The sequence below is a fragment of the Reyranella sp. genome (assembly GCF_004297405.1).
Taxonomy (GTDB): Bacteria; Pseudomonadota; Alphaproteobacteria; order Reyranellales; family Reyranellaceae; genus Reyranella.
Map to the genome: position 1 here is coordinate 22396 of NZ_SCVC01000008.1, position 17442 is coordinate 39837.

Consider the following 17442-nt stretch of genomic DNA (forward strand, 5'->3'; position numbering starts at 1 on the left):
GGCCGCGAGCGCTATCCACTGGCGCTGATGCCCGAGCCGTTGTTCCGTTTCTTGCCCGGCCAGAGTTTGCCGACTGCGACCACACAGCGCGCCAACGCCGGAATGCGAGTCGGCCGGCACAGACGCGAATCATAGCCTGCCAGTCGTCGGTCGTTTTCCTGCAGGCAAATTTTTATCAGATCGAAGAATCCGACTTCGACCGACGTCACCGCCTGGGCGCCGTTAACCGTGAAGTTGCTTTCCTCCCGCGTGGTTTTCCTGTTGGTGCCCACACTCCGCGCAAGGCCGACGCGCAGCCCGGCGATGTAAACCCAGGCCACCGCCACACGCAGCTCGAACCGGATGCGACGCCACCAATTGAGATTGGCGCGGTGCCATGCCAGCCAGTTGGCGAAGAACAGGATGTGCCGGCATTCCTCCTGGATCACAGGCTCAAACGTCTCGACGAGTTCCGCGGGAAAGAAACTAGCTTGCTTAGCCAGGTCGAAAAGCCCGAAGGCGAAGAAGCTGTCGATCGATTCGGAATAACCTGTGACGAGAAAGGCAAACTCCCGATCTCGCGGCGGCAAGTACGGCGGCTCCTCCGCCAGCTCGATGCCGTAGGTGCGCACCAGATGACCGAGGACCTCCTTGTGGCGATGCTCTTCCCAGGCATTCAGCATGATGGCCCGGCGAAACGCCTGATCCTCCAGGCCATCGGCATAGGCGGCAAAGCTCAGACGCGCCCGACCTTCCGTCTGTACCGCAATGTCCCAGATGGGCAGCGATTGCAAACGCCGTAACTCGTCGGGACTGAGCGTCGGCCAGGCGATCACCGAGGGGCGATAGGGGTTAAATGTTTCCTGGAACATCGCGCAGATTGCGCGCTTGTGAGCGGCGGAGCCCGGAGCAAGGGGCCCGGCCTCGACACTTGTCCAATGCCGCGCGGTCCGGTTGGCAGCCTCGACGATCGACAGCGTGGCGGGCTGCTTGGCGCCTTCCGGCGGAACGAAGCGGAACACCGCTTCCTCGAGGAGTCGCGCAACTCCACCCTCAAGCACATCGCCCGTTTTTGGCCTGATTACAGACATCGAAGCACTGTCTCAGTTTGAAATAGTGGGCTTCTTCGGGCGGGCGAATGCCGCAATGTTCAACATAGAACACTCGAACTGCGGCGCACGCAATCGGTCCGTGGCGCGCGCGCTTCCTGTCACGCTCCGCGCGTGCAGTCGTCATGCAATGCAGGACGTCTGCGCGAGGTCGCTGGCTCGTACGGTTACCTGGTTACCTGACCCACCCTACGACAGGGCCGCCCATGGCGGCGGGGACGACGGTAATGGACTTTCCCTCGGATTACCTGCGCAGTAGCCTTTCCTTGCCCTCCACCACGAGCGGCTTTCGTCATTGACCTGCCCAGCCGACTGCAGGGGGACTAATCCTGTGCGGAAGCGACTGTTGCGCATCCTTGGCCAGGTCTGTGCGATCCTCGCCATCACGCTCACGGCGGACTACATCCTGCTAGCCACAGTCTTTTCCGACTGGAAGCGCAACTGGGCCGATGCCGCGACCGCCTATACCCAAGCCTATGTCCATGCCCCCTGGCATCACGACCTCGCTCCAAACCAGAACTCCATGCGACCCTGGGGCAAGATCCTCTATCCCTTTCGCACCGACGGTTATGGTTTCCGGACCGGCACCTGTGCGCCGGGCGAAGGCGACAAGAGCAAGCCCGCCATTTTCGCCGTCGGCGATTCGTTCACTGAGGGTCTCGGGGTGCCGTACGAGGAAACCTTCGTCGGGCTGATGGCGTGCCAAGCGGCCGGCCAGAGGAAGGCGGTGTGGGATCTCGGCGTATTGTCCTTCAGCCCTATCATATACCATCGCAAGATCAGGGCGGCTGCCGAGAAGCTGGCCATCAAGCCTGCCGAAATATATGTCTTCCTCGATCTCTCGGACATCACAGACGATGCCATCGTCTATCGCGCCAGCGACGACGGCACGATTATGATGGCGCCGTCGCACCGCTGGTTCGACGCAGGCCAGTTCCTGCTCGGCAGCTTCGCGACTTTCCGCCTGCTCTACAATCTCTGGCTCGCCATGCCGTTCGGCTCGGCGGCGCCCGATGAGAGCTGGCGTGCGCGCTGGAGCCTCGATCCCAGGATCATGGACGAATGGGGCCGCCGCGGGTTGGAGTTGGCAGCTGAGAACCTGGACAAGATCGTCGAGATTTGCGGCGAGTGGAAATGCCAGCTCACCCTGGTCGTCTATCCCTGGCCCGACAATGTCAAAGCGGGCGACCGCAACAGCATCCAGGTCACTCACTGGCGGCAATGGGCGACCGAGCGTGGCGTACGCTTCGTCGATGGCTTTGCCCCGTTCTTCCAGAAACCACCTGACATCGCGGTGGGCAGGTACTTCATTCCTGGCGATGTGCACTTCTCGGCTCAGGGACACCGCCTGCTCTTTGAGGAACTGAAGCGTTCTGTTGGACTGTTCTGAGCTTCACCGGAAGCATACGAAGATAGATCACACGTCACGGCCTGAGGATCGAGGTTGTCCTGGGCGACGCCGTTCTCCGATGTCGCCACGTTGAAGGCCGTGCCTGCGATCTCGACGTCGATGCCACTCGCCGCCACGACGAACGGCCGCTGCCTCGACGGAACGTCCTCAAAGAAGGCCTGCCCCGCCAGCAGCCAGACGCTACACTGCGAGGCCGTATAGTCGACCGCGATGGCACTGCCGGCATCGAGCGCGACGCGGCTGCCGTCCTCCAGCACGAGGTCGCGAAACTCCGCGTCGACGTGACGCCGTCGGCCTGAAGCCACAATCGAGACGAGCAAGCTTGCCTTTGCGAAGGCCGAAAACGACCAAGCCAAGCAGTTTGCCGACAAGATGATCAAGGACCGTACTGAGACGTCGACCGAACTGATAGCGCTAGTCGACGGCGGCAAGGTTCAGGCGACCCTGCCCACCAGCCTCGACAAGGCACACCAAGAAGAGCTCGACAAAAGCCCAGAACTCTTGCCTGCTGATGTCTTCGCCACGATGGTACTATCGCGGCTTGATTAGGATCCAACGGAATTTAGCCTGAAGACATTGTAGCGCCATGCCTCCAGATCGATGAAGAGGCCGGGATCGATCAAACCGGTGCCATCTCGATGATAGACTTCGCTTCCCATCACGTCGATGAGCTGAAATTGACGGCCCGCCAGGTTGGCGAACGGTAGCCGCAGATGGCATTGCGCCCGATGATCCGAATAGTTGACGACGACGGCGTAGTCGCGGCCGTCGCGCGCGTGCCAAGCATAGGAGATTAAATCCTGCCAGGTCGGATTGCCGGCCCAAGCCGATCGAGGCGGGATCAGCGACCAGGCACCATCGCGAAACGTGTCGGTCTTCGTCAGTTCCCCAAGGAGCCTGTCGTAGAAGTCGGCGATCTCCGCGTTCCGGGATTCGAGCGGACCACGGCATAAATGCACCGGCACACGGACACGTGCGCCGTCCAACTGGCCCTCATGAAAGAACCTTAGGCCCGGCGCGAAAGACGCAGCGATGGCAGCCGCCTGATGGCGCGGCCAGGGAAAGACCGCCGCCGCGCGCGGTTCGTCGTGGTTCTCGAGGAAGCGCGCCAGCCGATCTTGATAGTCGAGCCCGGCTCCCAGATGGGCGCGAACGGCGCCGGCATCGGAATGACGGAGGCGATCATAAAGACGCTTGTCGTAGCAGTAGTCGAAGCCCTGCTGCTGCAACTCCCACTCTAAATCCCAATAGGCCTCAGCCAGAAACGTGAAACCTCGATGAGCTTCGCGCACTGCCGCGATCGCCTTCGGCCAGAACGCCGGCGGTGTCAGGCCCCAACTGCGCCGGAAGACGTCCGGCAGGACGAGCATTGCCATATCGCAGCGCAGCCCGTCGCAGTGCTCGGCAATCATGGCCAGTTCCGCCATCAGCGCGGCCTGCAGCGTTGGATTGGCATAGTTCAGCTGCAGCGTGTCCGGCCAGCCAGGAAAATTGGGATCGCGCCCATGGGCCAGGATGCGAGCGCCCTGATCCGTCGCGACCCGGCAATAATCAGCCGGCGCGGCAGCCAGAGCCTGCTCGTCACCTTGGACATAGAAATCGGGATGCCTACTGACCCAGGGATGATCCAGCGCCGTATGATTGGGCACGAAATCAAGCATGAGCCGCAGACCGCGGGCAGCGAGCCGGGCACGGAACTCGGCCAACGCGGCCCTCCCGCCCAGCGCTTCGTCGACCTCATAGGCGCTGATGGCGAAACCCGACCCGCAGATATCTTCTTCCGTGAGGTCCGGCAACGCCGCCCGGAACTCGGGCTCCCAGGCAGGGTTGCTGCGCGACACGGCCCGGCCGGCCGCGCCCGTCCGCCACACGCTCAGGAGCCAGATCCAGTCGAACCCACGACGCGCAAGGTCGTCCAGGGTGGCGTCATCGACATCCGCGAGGGTGACCGGCTTTCCCGCCGCGCGGGACAACCGGCGAAGCCAGACCCTCGTGTTGATCTCGTACAGCGAGGAATAGCGCGCGCGGCTTTCCCTAGTCATGCAGCTCCGCGATCATGTTGGCGACCAAGCCGCTCCAGCCCGTCTGATGCGAGGCGCCCAGGCCGTGGCCGCGATCACCGTCGAAATATTCGTGAAAGAGGATGTAGTCCTTGAAGTGCGGGTCGGTCTGCATCTTCTCATAGGCACCAAAGACGGGACGTCGCCCGTTCTCGTCGCGCCGAAAGATACTGATCAGACGGTTGCGCAACTCGTCAGCGGTCTCTTTCAACGACGCCGTCCGGCCGGACCCGACCGGACATTCGACGCGGAAGTCGTCACCGTAGAAGGCATGGAACCGGTTCAAGCTCTCGATGATCAGATAGTTGATCGGCATCCAGATCGGCCCGCGCCAATTGGAGTTTCCGCCGAAGAGATCGCTCGCCGATTCGCCCGGAACATATTTGACTTCGGAGCGAAAGCCGCCGGCTTCGAAGACATACGGGCGTTCGAGATGGAAGCGCGACAAGGACCGGACGCCGTAGTCCGATAGGAATTCGTCCTTGTCCAGAACTCGTGCCAACAGTTTGGTGCAGCGGAAGGCACGGAGTATCGCGAGCAGGCGCGTATCGTCGGCGCCGGGCGTGTTCCAGCGGGACACCAGACACGCAAGCTTTGGACGATAGCGCAGGTACCAATCCAGCCGCTTGGCGAACAGCGGCATCTTCTTCAGCAGGGTCGCGTCGATGGCCTCGACGGCGAACATCGGAATGAGACCGACCAGCGAGCGAACGCGCAGAGGCGTTGCCTCCCCATTGCCCATGACGAGCCAGTCGTAGAAGAAATTGTCTTCGTCATCCCACAACCCCAACCCCTCGCCGCCGAGGTTGGTCATCGCACCGCCGATCATCAGAAAGTGCTCGAAGAACTTGGTCGCGATGTCCTGATAGACATCGTCTTCCTGCGCCAGCTCGATGGCGATCCGCAGCATGTTCAAGCTGTACATCGCCATCCAGGACGTCCCGTCGGATTGCACCAGCGTGCCATTCACCGGCAGCGGAGCCGACCGGTCGAAGACGCCGATATTGTCCATGCCGAGGAAGCCACCCTGAAAGACGTTCAGGCCGCGCGGATCCTTACGGTTCACCCACCAGGTGAAATTGAGCAGTAGCTTGGTGAAGACGGTCTCGAGAAACTTCCGGTCACCTCTGCCGCTTTTCCGCCGCTCGGCATCGTAGAGGCGTAAGGCCGCCCAGGCCTGCACAGGTGGATTGACGTCGCTGAAGTTCCACTCGTAGGCGGGTAACTGCCCATTAGGGTGCATGTACCAGGACTGGCACAGCAGGATCAGTTGACGCTTGGCATCCTCGAGATCGAGGTGGCCCAGCGTGGTCAGATGGAAGGCCCAGTCCCAAGCAGCGAACCAGGGAAACTCCCATTTGTCCGGCATCGAGACGACGTCTTCCATGTTGGCATGAAGCCATTCGCTGTTGCGTCCGGTGAGGCGACTCTTGGGTGGCTTGGGTTCTACCGGGTCGCCGTCCAGCCACTCCGTGACGTCGTAGTGGAAGTACTGCTTCGACCAGAGAACGCCCGCGAACGCCTGACGTTGAATGCGACGGAGGTCCTCGTCCGGCACGTTGCTTTGTAGCTCCGCATAGAAGGCATCCGCCTCGGATTTGCGCAGCTCGAAGACCTGCTCGAAGTCCGCAAAGGGGTCAGGCTTGACGTGCCCCGAGCTGAGCCTGACCCGGCTAGTCGTGCTGGCGCCAGCCGGAACGACTCGCCGATAGATCCCGGCCGCCTTTGTGCCCTTGGTGGCATCGACCGCATCCTTCCGGCCCTTCACCAGATAGTCGTGGAAGCCGTCCTTGTACAATGAGCCTGCGCCAGCACACCCATATAGTTTTGCGACATTGGTCTCGTTCTCGCAGAACTTGATTTCGTCGGGCCTGTCGAAGTGGATCGCATAGGTTCCGAGTTTCTCATGCTCGACCACGACATTGTCCCCGGCGCGCTCGAAAGACGGTTTGCGGCCATCTGCAAACCAGCTCCAGGTGTTGCGAAACCAGACCTGGGGCAGCACGTGGATCGCCGCAGCTTCGGGCCCGCGGTTGTTGATGGTCAACCGCAGGAGGATGTCGCCGGCACCGGCCTTTGCATATTCGATATCGACGTCGAAATAGCGGTCGGCATCGAAGATGCCGGTGTCGATGATCTCGAACTCGGATTGCTGCCTGTCGCGCCGCGCATTCTCCCGCACCAGACGATCGTAGGGAAATTCATCCTGCGGATACTTGTAGAGCATCCGCGCGTAGCTGTAGGTCGGCACCGCGTCGAGATAATAGTAGAGTTCCTTGACGTCCTCGCCGTGATTGCCCTGCCGGTTGCTCAGGCCGAACATGCGCTCCTTGAGGATGGGATCCTTGCCGTTCCACAGCGCGACGGCGATGCACAGACGCTGTTTGCTGTCACAAAACCCGCCGATGCCATCCTCACCCCAGCGATAGGCGCGGCTGCGCGCATGCTCATGGGGAAGGTAGTTCCAGGCATCTCCATCGGCACTGTAGTCTTCGCGCACCGTGCCCCACTGACGCTCACTGATATAAGGGCCCCATTTCCGCCAGAGATGCTGGCGTGCGTTCGCCTCTTCCAGGCGTCGCTCCTCAGGATTCGTCTTCGCCGGCATGCACCGATCCTTCAATGCGTCTACGCGCGTATCACGCCTTGGCCGCCCGCCGTGGAAACACCGAGACGATGGACTCCGGTCGCATCGGCAACGAAGACCGGATCAGCGCGGCCGATAAACAGGCCGCTTTCAACCACACCGACGATGCGTCCGATACGCTCCTCCAAGCGTGCCGGATCGAGGATAGGCCCAAAACTGCAATCGAGAATGCGGTTGCCGCCATCGGTGACGAAAGGTTCGCGCGCCGACGAGTGGCGCAACTGGACGCTGGCGCCAAGCGCTTCGAGGGCGGCGCGGGTCGATTCCAGCCCGAAAGTGACGACTTCCACGGGAACCGGTGCGTGCGTTCCCAGCCGATCCACCAGCTTGGCGCCGTCGACAACAATGGCTAGGCGCCGGCTTGCGGCGGCAACGATCTTCTCGCGCAACAATGCCCCGCCCAATCCCTTGATTAGGTTGAGGGTGCCGCGCTCGACCTCGTCCGCGCCATCGATCGTGAGGTCGAGCTGTCGATGCTCCGCGAACGTGGTGAGGGGAATGCCCGCCTCCCGTGCCTGCGTCGCCGTTCGCTCCGACGTGGGAATACCGACAAAGCGCAGCCCCTGTCGGTGACGCCGGGCAAGAGCGTCGACTGCGAAGGCCGCTGTCGAGCCCGTGCCGAGCCCGACGACCATGCCATCCTGGACCAGTTCGACTGCCGCCTCCGCCGCCGCGCGCTTGAACGCGGCCCGCTCGGCATCGGCAGGGATCGCGGCGGTACTCATGGCGTGGCCGCCCCTGCGGCCGCACTTGCCCGGATCGCGGCAATGGCGGCCTTGTAATCCTTTGTGCCGAAGATCGCCGAGCCGGCCACGATCGCGGTGGCCCCTGCCCCAGCTGCCTGTCGCGCGGTCGTCTCGTTCTCCCCGCCATCGACCTCGATCACCGGATCGAGGCCGCGCTGCCCGCACATCTGCCGGAGGCGCCGAATCTTGGGCAGCATCTCGGGCAAGAACGATTGCCCGCCAAATCCGGGATTGACCGTCATGACGAGAATGATGTCGCAGAGGTGCAGGACATACTCGACAAGTTCCGGCGGACTCGCCGGGTCGAGCACCACGCCCGCCTTCTTGCCGAGCGCCCGGATCTGGCTCAGCACCCGATGCAGATGGATGGTCGAACCAGGTTCAGCCTGGACCAGCAGGTGGTCGGCGCCGGCTTCGGCGAACGTGGCGAGATAGCGCTCCGGCTCGACAATCATCAGATGGACATTGAGCGGCTTGGCCGTCGAGCGACGAATGGCCTGGAGCACGACCGGGCCGATGGTGATGTTAGGCACGAAGCGGCCATCCATCACGTCGACATGAATCCAATCGGCGCCAGCAGCATCGACAGCACGGACCTCCTCCCCCAGGCGCGCGAAATCGGCCGACAGCACCGAAGGCGCCACGAGGATGGAGGCAGCCATCGTCCTAATCCTCCCCCGCCGCTGCCCGATCGACGAACCAGATGAGCTCACCGACAGGCCTCACGCGCGCCGCCGGCACGTCGCCACCACCAGCGCGGATCTTCCTGAAGATCGCGGCTTTCTCCTTGCCTGCCACCAGGAAGGCGACCCGCCGGCTGCTCTCGATCACCGGATAGGTCATGGTGATGCGAACCTCCGGCCGGCCGTGCGAGACAGCAGCGACCCATCGCTTGCGCTCCTCCAGCACCGGCTCGTCCGGCAGCAGCGAAGCGGTATGCCCGTCGGGCCCGAGCCCGAGCAAGGTGATGTCGAAGAGCGGCTTCTCCGGGTCCAGCACCGCGGCACCATAGGTTGCCTGCAGAGTCCGTTCGTAGCGTGCGGCGGCCTCCTCCGGCGTGCCGTCGGCTGGGACAGGATGGACATGTCCGGGCGGTACGGGCGCTTTATCCAGCATCGCCTCCCGGGTCATCCGGTAATTACTCTCCGGATGATCGTAAGGAACGAACCGTTCGTCGCCCCAGTACCAGGAGACCTGTGGCCACGGGAAACGCCCGACAAACTCGTCAGAAGCGAGTAACGCGAAGAGAGCTTTCGGTGTCGAGCCGCCCGAAAGCGACACCCGAAACGGGCCCTTCGCTGCTAGCGCCGCCAAGGTCATCCATTCGGCCACATGGCGCGCAAGAGCCGGTGGATCCGCAAGGGTCTCGACGCGCCCTCTCATCTCGCCCATGCCGCACCTCGATCCGACGCGCCCAGGATGAATCGCTCCATCGCCTTGGCGAAGCCTTCGTCATTGTAGGAATCGGTGGCGACACTCGCCTGCGCCTTGACTTGATCGGACGCATTGCCCATCGCGATGCTGAAGCCCGACCGCTTGAACATGGGTACGTCCGTGGGTTGGTCGCCTATGGTCGCGATCTCCGCGAGGGGCACGCCGAGATGCCGCGAGAGAAAGTCCACCACCGCGCCCTTGTTCGCGTCCTTGTTCGTCACGTCGAGATAATAGGGCTGCGAGCGATTTGCCGTCGCCCGCTCACCAAAAACCGCTCGGGCATCTGCCTCGCAGCGCGCCACCTTGTCCAGATCGTCACTGACACCGACGACCTTGGCGACCTGGTCGAGCTTCTCGCCGACGTCCGCCACGATCTTGGGCGAGAACTTGACGGTCCAGGCCTCGTGGGCCACGTGCGGTCCATCGGCCTTGCCAACCAGCCAGTCATTACCGCAATAAACCCAGACATCGAGGCCGTGGGTTCGCAGCAGCTCGATCGACTTGGCGGCGACGTCGGCCGGCACGATCCTTTCTTCTATGATCGTGAGGTCCGGCTTCACGACAAGCCCGCCGTTGAAACCGGCAATCGGCGTATCGAGACGAAGCGCATCCGTCAGCATGGCCATGCCTTTGGGCGGTCGGCCGCTGGTGATGGCGAAACGGATGCCGGCGCCTCGCAGGTTGCGCACGGCGGCTTGGGCGCGCTCGGTCAGCACCTTCTCCTCGGTGACGAGCGTGCCGTCCACGTCCGCCAGCACCAGGGAGATTTTCCTCTTCTCAGCCATTGGACACTCCGCCGTGCAATGCTCAAAGTGGCCGCCAGGCACGCCCACTGCGCGTCAACAACGCGTCTGCAGCGGCCGGCCCGTCGCTTCCGGCGGCATAGTTGGCGAAGTCATTCGGCGCATGCTCGGGCCAGTAATCGAGGATGGGCTGCACCGCCTGCCAGCCCGCTTCGATGTTGTCCGCGCGCTGAAACAGAGTCGCATCGCCGACCATGCAGTCATAGATCAGTGTCTCGTAGCCGGTAGAAGGCTTGGCGTCGAAGTAGGACTTGTAGGAAAAATCCATGCTGACATTCCCGAGCGTCATGGCGAGGCCAGGGCGCTTGGCGGCAAACTGAAGGGCGATTCCTTCATCGGGCTGGATGCGCAGGATCAGCCAGTTGGGATTCATCTTCTCGACATGCGTTCCGCGGAACATCGCGTGCGGCGCCTGGTGGAATCGGATGGCAATCTGGGTCTTGCGTGCCTTGAGGTGCTTGCCAGTGCGCAGATAGAACGGCACGCCCGCCCAGCGCCAGTTGTCGATCTGAAGCTTCCAAGCGATATAGGTCTCGATGTTCGATTTGGGTGAGACGTTGGGCTCCTGGCGATAGCCCAGCACGGGCTTGCCCAAGACAGTGCCCGGCCCGTACTGGCCGCGGACGACATCGCGTTCGACCCGGCCCGGTTTCAGAGAACGGATGGCCTGGATAGCTTCGGCCTTCTTGCCACGCACGGCCTCGGCATCGAATGACGTCGGTGGCTCCATGACGGTGAGCGACAGGAGCTGGAAGACATGATTGGGCACCATGTCGCGTAGCGCACCGGTCTGTTCGTAGAACCTGCCGCGGCTCTCGACGCCGACGGTCTCGGCCGCGGTGATCTGGACGTGGTCGATGTGCTCGCGGCGCCACAGCGGTTCGAACAGGCCATTGGCAAAGCGCAGCGCCATGATGTTCTGGACCGTTTCCTTGCCGAGGAAATGGTCCATTCGATAGATCTGCCGCTCCTCCAGGACCTTGAGGATCGACGCATTGAGCGCTTTGGCCGACGGCAGATCGTGTCCGAAGGGCTTTTCGATGACGACCCGCCGCCAGCGACCGTTCTGTTCGCCGACCAGGCCGGCGGCGCCCAGGCGCTCGACGACGGTCTCGAAGAAGCGATCGGCGACGGCAAGGTAGAAGAGATAGTTGCCAGCAGTGCCAGCAGTCTTGTCGAGTTCGGCAAGGTGCTGGCCGATGCGCTTGTAGGCGTCGGCATCTTCGAACTCACCCTGCACGTAGCTCATGCGTTCGCCGAGCCACTGCCACGCTTTTTGATCGAGGCGGTCGGCCTGGAACTCCCCTTCATGGCTGGCGACGAACTGTTTCATCATATCGGTGAGGCCTTGTCGCCATTCTTCCACCGTCCGGCGGCCGTGATCGACGCCAACGATACGGAAGCCGTCGGGCAGACGCCCTGCCGTCACCAGGTTGTAGAGCGCCGGCATGATCAGTCGCTTGGTAAGATCGCCACCAGCGCCGAAGATGACCATGGCGCAGGGTGGCGCCACGGGCACCGTGTCGCCGGTGGCGGGCTTCTTGCTCGCGCTGGCGCGTTCCTGTCTTTCCGACATGGCTTCCTCCTGCTCTATTTGCGCCCGAGCATTTCCAGAGCGGTCGCCACGACATGACCGGGCTCGAAACCGAACTTGCGCTGTAACTCCTTGAGCGGTGCAGAGGCGCCAAAGGCTTTCATGCCGATGACTCGCCCTTCGTCACCCACGTAACGCTCCCAACCCAGCGCCGATGCCTGCTCGACGGCGAGCCGTACCTTCACAGCACGCGGCAGGACTTCTTCTCGGTACGCAGCCGGTTGGTGCTCAAAGATGTCCCACGAAGGCATAGAGACGACACGCGACCGGATGCCTTTGGCGGTCAGTGCTTCTTGAGCCTCGACGATCAGCGCGACCTCGCTGCCGGAGGCGATGAGGATGATCTCCGGCGGTCCGCCAGTTGCGTCCGCCATGACATAGGCGCCGCGGGCAACGCCGGCCGCCGACGCGTACTTGGCCCGGTCGAACGTCGGCAAGGGTTGGCGCGACAACGCCAGCACCGCCGGCTGGTGACGAAGCTGGGTGACGTAACGATAGGCCTCGACGACTTCGTTGGCGTCGGCCGGCCGCAACACCACCAGGCCGGGGATGGCACGCAGCGATACGAGCTGTTCGACCGGTTGATGCGTCGGACCATCCTCTCCGTCACCCATGGCGTCATGGGTGAAGACAAAAATGGTCGGCAGCTCCATGAGGGCGGAAAGCCGAATCGCCGGACGAGCATAGTCGCTGAAGATGAAGAAGGTCGCGCCGAAGGCCCTGAGCTTGGACAGTGACATCCCGTTGACGATCGCCGCCATGGCGTGCTCGCGGATGCCAAAATGGAAATTGCGCCCGCCGGGGCTGCCCACCTCGAAGTCGCCCGCGCCGGCAAACTTCAGGCTCGTCTTGTTCGACGAGCCGAGATCCGCCGATCCACCGAGGAACCAGGGAATGTTCTGGGCGAGCACATTCAGCACCTCGCCGGAGGCATCGCGGCCGGCGATGCCCTTGGGATCAGCCTTGAAGCTCGGCAGATTGCGATCCCATTCCGACGGCAACTCACGGCGCTGCATTTGGTCGATCTCGGCGGCGAGTTCCGGGTATTTCGTGCGGTAGTCGACAAGCAGCACCTCCCAGCGCTGCCGCGCCTCCGCGCCGCGCGCGCCAATGCCGGCATCGAACGCCTCCATGACCCCATCGGGCACGAGGAACTTGGCATCCTCCGGCCAACCATATGCCCGCTTGGTGAGCCGGACCTCGTCCTCCCCCAAAGGCTCACCGTGGGCGGCCGCGGTATCGATCTTGTGAGGAGACCCGTAGCCGATGTGACTGTCCAGGACGATCAACGTCGGCCGGCCTTCGGTCTTGCGGAATATCTCGAGCGCATCCTCGATGCGATCGAGATCGTTGGCGTCGCCGACCCGCAGCACATTCCAGCGATAGGCGAGGAAGCGCGCAGCGACATCTTCCGTGAAGGCAAGCTTCGTGCTGCCCTCGATCGTGATGTGGTTGTTGTCGTAGATCCAGCACAGCTCGTCGAGCCCGAGATGTCCGGCGAGCGAAGCTGCCTCGGAACCGACACCCTCCATCAGGCAGCCGTCGCCACACACCGCGTAGATGTCGTAGTCGAACAACTCGAAGCCCGGCTTGTTGTAGCGACTGGCCAGCCACTTGCGTGCGATCGCCATGCCGACGCTGGTGGCGATCCCCTGCCCCAGCGGCCCCGTGGTCGTCTCGACGCCTGACACCCAGTGATACTCCGGATGGCCAGGCGCCTTGCTCTCGAGCTGGCGGAAACGGCGGATGTCGTCGAGTGTCACCGACGGCTTACCCAGGCTCTCGTAGTCGGCATTCACCGCTTGGGTTTGTGTCAGATAGAGCACGGACCACAGCAGCATCGAGGCATGGCCATTCGACAGCACGAAGCGATCCCTGTTAGGCCAGATCGGATCCTTCGGATCGAAACGCATGATCCGGTTCCAGATTGTGTAGACCAGCGGTGCCAGCGCCATCGGCGTACCGGGATGGCCCGACTTCGCCTGCTGGACGGCGTCGATGGACAGCGTGCGAATGGTGTTGACCGCCAGTTGATCAAGCTCTTCCTGGGTCATGGCCGATCCTTGCCTTTGCTGTGATCAGGCTTTCTTCTCGATATGCCCACCGAACTCGTAACGCATGGCCGATAGCAGCTTGTCTGCGAAGTCCGCCTCGCCGCGCGAGCTGAACCTCTCGTAGAGCGCAGCGGAAAGCACATGGGCCGGCACCCCCTCGTCGATGGCTGCCTTGATGGTCCAGCGGCCTTCCCCGGAATCGGACACCCGTCCACTGAACTTCGACAAGGCAGGGTCCTTGATCAGGGCGGCAGCCTGGAGATCGAGCAGCCAGGACGCTATCACGCTGCCGCGGCGCCAGACTTCGGCAATGTCCGGAAGGTTGAGATCGTACTGATAGTGTTCGGGATCCCGCAGGGGTGTGGTCTCGGCGTCGACCGCGCCCGATCTCTTGCCGATATTGGCGGCCTTGAGAACAGCCATTCCTTCGGCGTACGCCGCCATCACGCCGTATTCGATCCCGTTGTGCACCATCTTCACGAAGTGGCCGGCGCCGTTAGGTCCGCAATGCAGCCAGCCATGCTCGGAAGTGCCGCCGGCTTTCTCGCGTCCCGGCGTGCGCGGGATATCCCCGATGCCTGGTGAAAGAGTCGCGAAGATCGGATCGAGGTTCTTCACAACCTCGGCCTCGCCGCCAACCATCATGCAATAACCACGCTCCAGTCCCCAGACGCCGCCACTGGTGCCCACATCGACATAGTGGATGCGTTTGGATGCGAGCTCGTGAGCGCGGCGGATGTCGTCGACATAGTAGGAATTACCGCCGTCGATCACGATGTCGTCGGCCTCGAGATGTGGAAGCAGGTCGGCGATCGTCTTGTCGACCACACCGGCGGGCACCATCAGCCAGACTGCGCGCGGTTTCGTCAGGGTCCCGACGAACTCGGCCAGCGAAGCGGTGCCAACGGCTTTTTCCGTCGTCAGCTCGGCCACTGCCTTTGCCGACATGTCGAAGACCACGCATTCATGGCCGCCCTTGAGTAGGCGGCGCACCATGTTCGCGCCCATCCGGCCAAGGCCGATCATTCCCAATTGCATGGTCACTTCCCTTCGAAGAGATCGACGAACTCGCGATAGCGGGTGGCGATCCGCGCGACCGCCTGCTCGCGCGAGGCTTTCCCGCCTTTCCAGTCGACAAGCGGATCCCAGAAGACGGTGCGGCCGACGGCAAAGCCGATGAAGCCCGGTACCTTCCGGGCGGTTCCGAGCCACTCGCGGACCTTCTGATCGTTCTCGCCGCGGCCCAGCACGATGCAGCCGACATGGTCGCGTCCGCCCGCCCGCGCCGCCGCCACGACCGCCTCGCAATCCTCACGGCGATCGAGGCCTTCGATCTTCCAGAGATCAGGCTCGACACCGGCTTTCTGAAGTTCGTGAATGGCCTCCACCATAAGGTGCGGCCGGACTTGTAGATCGTAGGCCCGCTTGTCCCCCTTGAGCGCGTCGAGCTGAGGCTTTTCGGGTGGCACCAGGAGCTCGCACATGAAACGGCTGCGGCTGCGCGCCGAGAGGTAGTCGGAGAGGCGCTTCAATCGCCCTGCCTGCCGCTGGTTCAGCGAGCGATCGCCCTCCGGGTTATATCGCACCAACACCTTGCAAAAAGTCGGGTCGAAGGCCTCGATATGGCGCGCGAATTCCTCGCCGTACTCGAAGTCAAACTCTTCCTGGCCGCTCTTCTCGGCCGGACAAGCGGTCGCGATACCCTTGGCCTTCGCATCGCGAAGGATCGCGGCGCCGAACTGCTCGTCCACCAAAATGCCGGCCTTTTCGGCGGGCGCGCCGCCGGCCAGCGCCGAGCGGAAGCCGTCATAGATGATCTGCTTGGAGCCGGCGATTTCGGCGGTCTGGCGGTCGTTGAGCGGCGGCTTCCAGCCGAACAGCCCGCTCTGGAAGGAACCGCGATGATCGAACGGCTGGATGTAAAGCGGCCGATCGTATCCCCGCGGCATCAGGTGCCGCCCTTCATCTTGCGATAGCGGCGGATCAGTGCGTTGGTCGAGCTGTCGTGCTCGAGCTTGGGCTCCGCTACATCCTCGAGCTCGGGGATGATCCGCTGAGCGAGCGCCTTGCCGAGTTCCACGCCCCACTGGTCGAAGGAATCGATCTGCCAGATTGCGCCTTGAGTGAACACGCTGTGCTCGTAGAGCGCCACCAGCTTTCCAAGCGCGGCCGGTGTCAATTCATCGAGCAGGATAGTGTTCGATGGGCGGTTGCCCTCGAACAGACGATGGGGCACGAGCCATTCGGGAGTACCCTCGGCCTCGACCTGCTTGGCGGTCTTGCCGAAGGCCAGCGCTTCGGTCTGGGCAAAGACGTTTGCCAGCAGCATATCGTGGTGCCGGCCGAGCGGATTAAGGGTGCGGGCGAAGGCGATGAAGTCGCAAGGGATCAGGCGGGTTCCCTGATGGATCAGCTGATAGAAGGAATGCTGACCGTTCGTGCCGGGTTCGCCCCAATAGACCGGCCCTGTGTCGTAGTTCACCGGCCGGCCATCGAGTGTGACGTGCTTGCCGTTGCTCTCCATGGTGAGTTGCTGGAGATAGGCGGGAAAGCGCTTCAGGTACTGCTCGTAGGGCAGCACGGCAATCGTCTGGGCACCGAAGAAATTGTTGTACCAGATGGCGAGCAAGCCCATCAGCACTGGCAAGTTGCGCTCGAACGGTGCCGTGCGGAAATGCTCGTCGACTTCATGGAAGCCCTCCAGCATGGCCCGGAAATTGTCCGGCCCGATGGCGAGCATGGTCGACAGACCAATGGCTGAATCCATCGAGTAGCGTCCACCGACCCAGTCCCAGAAGCCGAACATGTTGGCCGTGTCGATACCGAACTCCGCCACCTTCTCGGCGTTGGTGGAAACAGCGACAAAATGCTTGGCCGTGGCCGAAGGCTCGTTATTCAACCCACTCAGCAGCCAGTCTCGCGCGGTGTGCGCATTGGTCATCGTTTCCAGTGTCGTGAAGGTCTTGGAGGAAACGATGAAAAGCGTCTCCGCGGGATCGAGAGCCTGCACCGCCTCGGCAAAGTCCGTGCCATCGACATTGGAGACGAAGCGGAACGTCATCGCCCGCTCGCTGTAGTGCTTCAGCGCTTCGTAGGCCATTACGGGGCCAAGGTCGGAGCCGCCGATGCCGATGTTGATTACATTGCGGATGCGCTTGCCGGTATGGCCCTGCCAGGCGCCACTGCGCACACGCTCGGCGAACGTCGCCATTCTGTCCAGAACGGCATGGACCTCGGGTACCACATTCTGTCCGTCGTGGATGATGGACGCACCTCGCGGCGCGCGCAGGGCGACATGAAGCACTGCGCGCTGCTCCGAGGTGTTGATCTTGTCACCACGGAACATTGCGTCGATGCGATCCCGCAACCCCGACTCCTGGGCAAGTTGAACAAGCAATCCCAGGGTTTCGTCGGTGATCCGATTTTTTGAATAGTCCAGATAGATTCCGGCGGCCTCGATCGCCAAGCGCGTCCCGCGCTCACGATCCTTGGCGAAGAGCTGCCTCAGTTGGACACGCCTGACCTTCTGATGGTGCTTCTTCAGCGCCGCCCAGGCGGGACGCAAATGCAAAGCCTGTACGCTCATTGATTGTTCCCTTGCAGAT

Annotated in this window: 15 protein-coding genes; 2 read left to right on the forward strand and 13 right to left on the reverse strand. The window is 62.7% G+C overall.

Going from position 1 to position 17442, the window contains the following annotated elements:
* Nucleotides 1-11: 11 nt before the first annotated feature.
* The gene (locus tag EPO50_RS07655; protein ID WP_296342609.1) at nt 12-1070 is read right to left on the reverse strand and encodes a hypothetical protein; all 1059 of its coding nucleotides are present in this window, start codon (nt 1068-1070) and stop codon (nt 12-14) included.
* A gap of 364 nt (nt 1071-1434) precedes the next feature.
* On the opposite strand from EPO50_RS07655, the gene EPO50_RS07660 reads away from it, so the two are divergent.
* Nucleotides 1435-2478 (forward strand): SGNH/GDSL hydrolase family protein, encoded by a 1044-nt coding sequence (locus EPO50_RS07660; RefSeq protein WP_296342611.1) that lies wholly within the window; start codon nt 1435-1437, stop codon nt 2476-2478.
* Here EPO50_RS07660 and EPO50_RS07665 read toward each other — a convergent pair.
* Entirely contained in the window at nt 2424-2804 is a 381-nt protein-coding gene (locus EPO50_RS07665; RefSeq protein ID WP_296342612.1) for a FecR domain-containing protein, read from the reverse strand. The genes EPO50_RS07660 and EPO50_RS07665 overlap by 55 nt on opposite strands.
* Nucleotide 2805: 1 nt before the next feature.
* Here EPO50_RS07665 and EPO50_RS07670 point away from each other — a divergent pair, with 1 nt between their 5' ends.
* The gene (locus EPO50_RS07670) at nt 2806-3048 is read left to right on the forward strand and encodes a DUF4142 domain-containing protein (RefSeq protein WP_296342660.1); all 243 of its coding nucleotides are present in this window, start codon (nt 2806-2808) and stop codon (nt 3046-3048) included.
* On the opposite strand, the gene EPO50_RS07675 is transcribed toward EPO50_RS07670, so the two are convergent.
* From EPO50_RS07675 to pgi, 11 genes are all read right to left on the reverse strand, one after another.
* Nucleotides 3045-4472, reverse strand: a complete 1428-nt coding sequence (locus tag EPO50_RS07675) for an alpha-amylase family glycosyl hydrolase (protein WP_296342614.1) — start codon at nt 4470-4472, stop codon at nt 3045-3047. The genes EPO50_RS07670 and EPO50_RS07675 overlap by 4 nt on opposite strands.
* Before the next feature lie 61 nt (nt 4473-4533).
* On the reverse strand, nt 4534-7167 hold the full coding sequence (locus EPO50_RS07680; RefSeq protein ID WP_296342616.1) for a glucosidase: 2634 nt from the start codon (nt 7165-7167) through the stop codon (nt 4534-4536).
* Nucleotides 7168-7187: 20 nt separating this feature from the next.
* Entirely contained in the window at nt 7188-7931 is a 744-nt protein-coding gene (gene rpiA, locus EPO50_RS07685) for a ribose-5-phosphate isomerase RpiA (protein WP_296342618.1), read from the reverse strand.
* Entirely contained in the window at nt 7928-8614 is a 687-nt protein-coding gene (gene rpe / locus EPO50_RS07690; RefSeq protein WP_296342620.1) for a ribulose-phosphate 3-epimerase, read from the reverse strand. Before rpe ends, rpiA begins: the two co-directional genes overlap by 4 nt.
* A 4-nt stretch (nt 8615-8618) precedes the next feature.
* A complete protein-coding gene (pgl, locus tag EPO50_RS07695; protein WP_296342622.1) occupies nt 8619-9344 on the reverse strand; it encodes a 6-phosphogluconolactonase in 726 nt (241 codons plus the stop codon).
* Complete coding sequence (locus tag EPO50_RS07700) at nt 9332-10171, reverse strand: Cof-type HAD-IIB family hydrolase (RefSeq protein WP_296342623.1); 840 nt, start codon at nt 10169-10171, stop codon at nt 9332-9334. The genes pgl and EPO50_RS07700 overlap by 13 nt, the downstream gene beginning before the upstream one ends.
* A gap of 22 nt (nt 10172-10193) precedes the next feature.
* Nucleotides 10194-11765: a glucose-6-phosphate dehydrogenase gene (gene zwf / locus EPO50_RS07705; protein ID WP_296342625.1), complete on the reverse strand. Its 1572-nt coding sequence runs from the start codon at nt 11763-11765 to the stop codon at nt 10194-10196.
* A 14-nt stretch (nt 11766-11779) separates the two neighbouring features.
* Nucleotides 11780-13837: a transketolase gene (gene tkt / locus EPO50_RS07710; protein ID WP_296342627.1), complete on the reverse strand. Its 2058-nt coding sequence runs from the start codon at nt 13835-13837 to the stop codon at nt 11780-11782.
* A gap of 24 nt (nt 13838-13861) precedes the next feature.
* On the reverse strand, nt 13862-14875 hold the full coding sequence (gene gnd / locus EPO50_RS07715; protein ID WP_296342629.1) for a phosphogluconate dehydrogenase (NAD(+)-dependent, decarboxylating): 1014 nt from the start codon (nt 14873-14875) through the stop codon (nt 13862-13864).
* A gap of 2 nt (nt 14876-14877) precedes the next feature.
* On the reverse strand, nt 14878-15786 hold the full coding sequence (locus EPO50_RS07720) for a 2-deoxy-5-keto-D-gluconate 6-phosphate aldolase domain-containing protein (RefSeq protein WP_296342631.1): 909 nt from the start codon (nt 15784-15786) through the stop codon (nt 14878-14880).
* The gene (gene pgi, locus EPO50_RS07725; protein WP_296342633.1) at nt 15786-17423 is read right to left on the reverse strand and encodes a glucose-6-phosphate isomerase; all 1638 of its coding nucleotides are present in this window, start codon (nt 17421-17423) and stop codon (nt 15786-15788) included. The genes EPO50_RS07720 and pgi overlap by 1 nt, the downstream gene beginning before the upstream one ends.
* Nucleotides 17424-17442: the final 19 nt, after the last annotated feature.

Bases quoted from the DNA above. Each gene is read 5' to 3' on its own strand.
- EPO50_RS07655 (WP_296342609.1), bottom strand. From the start codon at position 1,070: ATGTCTGTAATCAGGCCAAAAACGGGCGATGTGCTTGAGGGTGGAGTT.
- EPO50_RS07680 (WP_296342616.1), bottom strand. From the start codon at position 7,167: ATGCCGGCGAAGACGAATCCTGAGGAGCGACGCCTGGAAGAGGCGAAC.
- rpiA (WP_296342618.1), bottom strand. From the start codon at position 7,931: ATGAGTACCGCCGCGATCCCTGCCGATGCCGAGCGGGCCGCGTTCAAG.
- rpe (WP_296342620.1), bottom strand. From the start codon at position 8,614: ATGGCTGCCTCCATCCTCGTGGCGCCTTCGGTGCTGTCGGCCGATTTC.
- pgl (WP_296342622.1), bottom strand. From the start codon at position 9,344: ATGGGCGAGATGAGAGGGCGCGTCGAGACCCTTGCGGATCCACCGGCT.
- EPO50_RS07700 (WP_296342623.1), bottom strand. From the start codon at position 10,171: ATGGCTGAGAAGAGGAAAATCTCCCTGGTGCTGGCGGACGTGGACGGC.
- zwf (WP_296342625.1), bottom strand. From the start codon at position 11,765: ATGTCGGAAAGACAGGAACGCGCCAGCGCGAGCAAGAAGCCCGCCACC.
- tkt (WP_296342627.1), bottom strand. From the start codon at position 13,837: ATGACCCAGGAAGAGCTTGATCAACTGGCGGTCAACACCATTCGCACG.
- gnd (WP_296342629.1), bottom strand. From the start codon at position 14,875: ATGCAATTGGGAATGATCGGCCTTGGCCGGATGGGCGCGAACATGGTG.
- EPO50_RS07720 (WP_296342631.1), bottom strand. From the start codon at position 15,786: ATGCCGCGGGGATACGATCGGCCGCTTTACATCCAGCCGTTCGATCAT.
- pgi (WP_296342633.1), bottom strand. From the start codon at position 17,423: ATGAGCGTACAGGCTTTGCATTTGCGTCCCGCCTGGGCGGCGCTGAAG.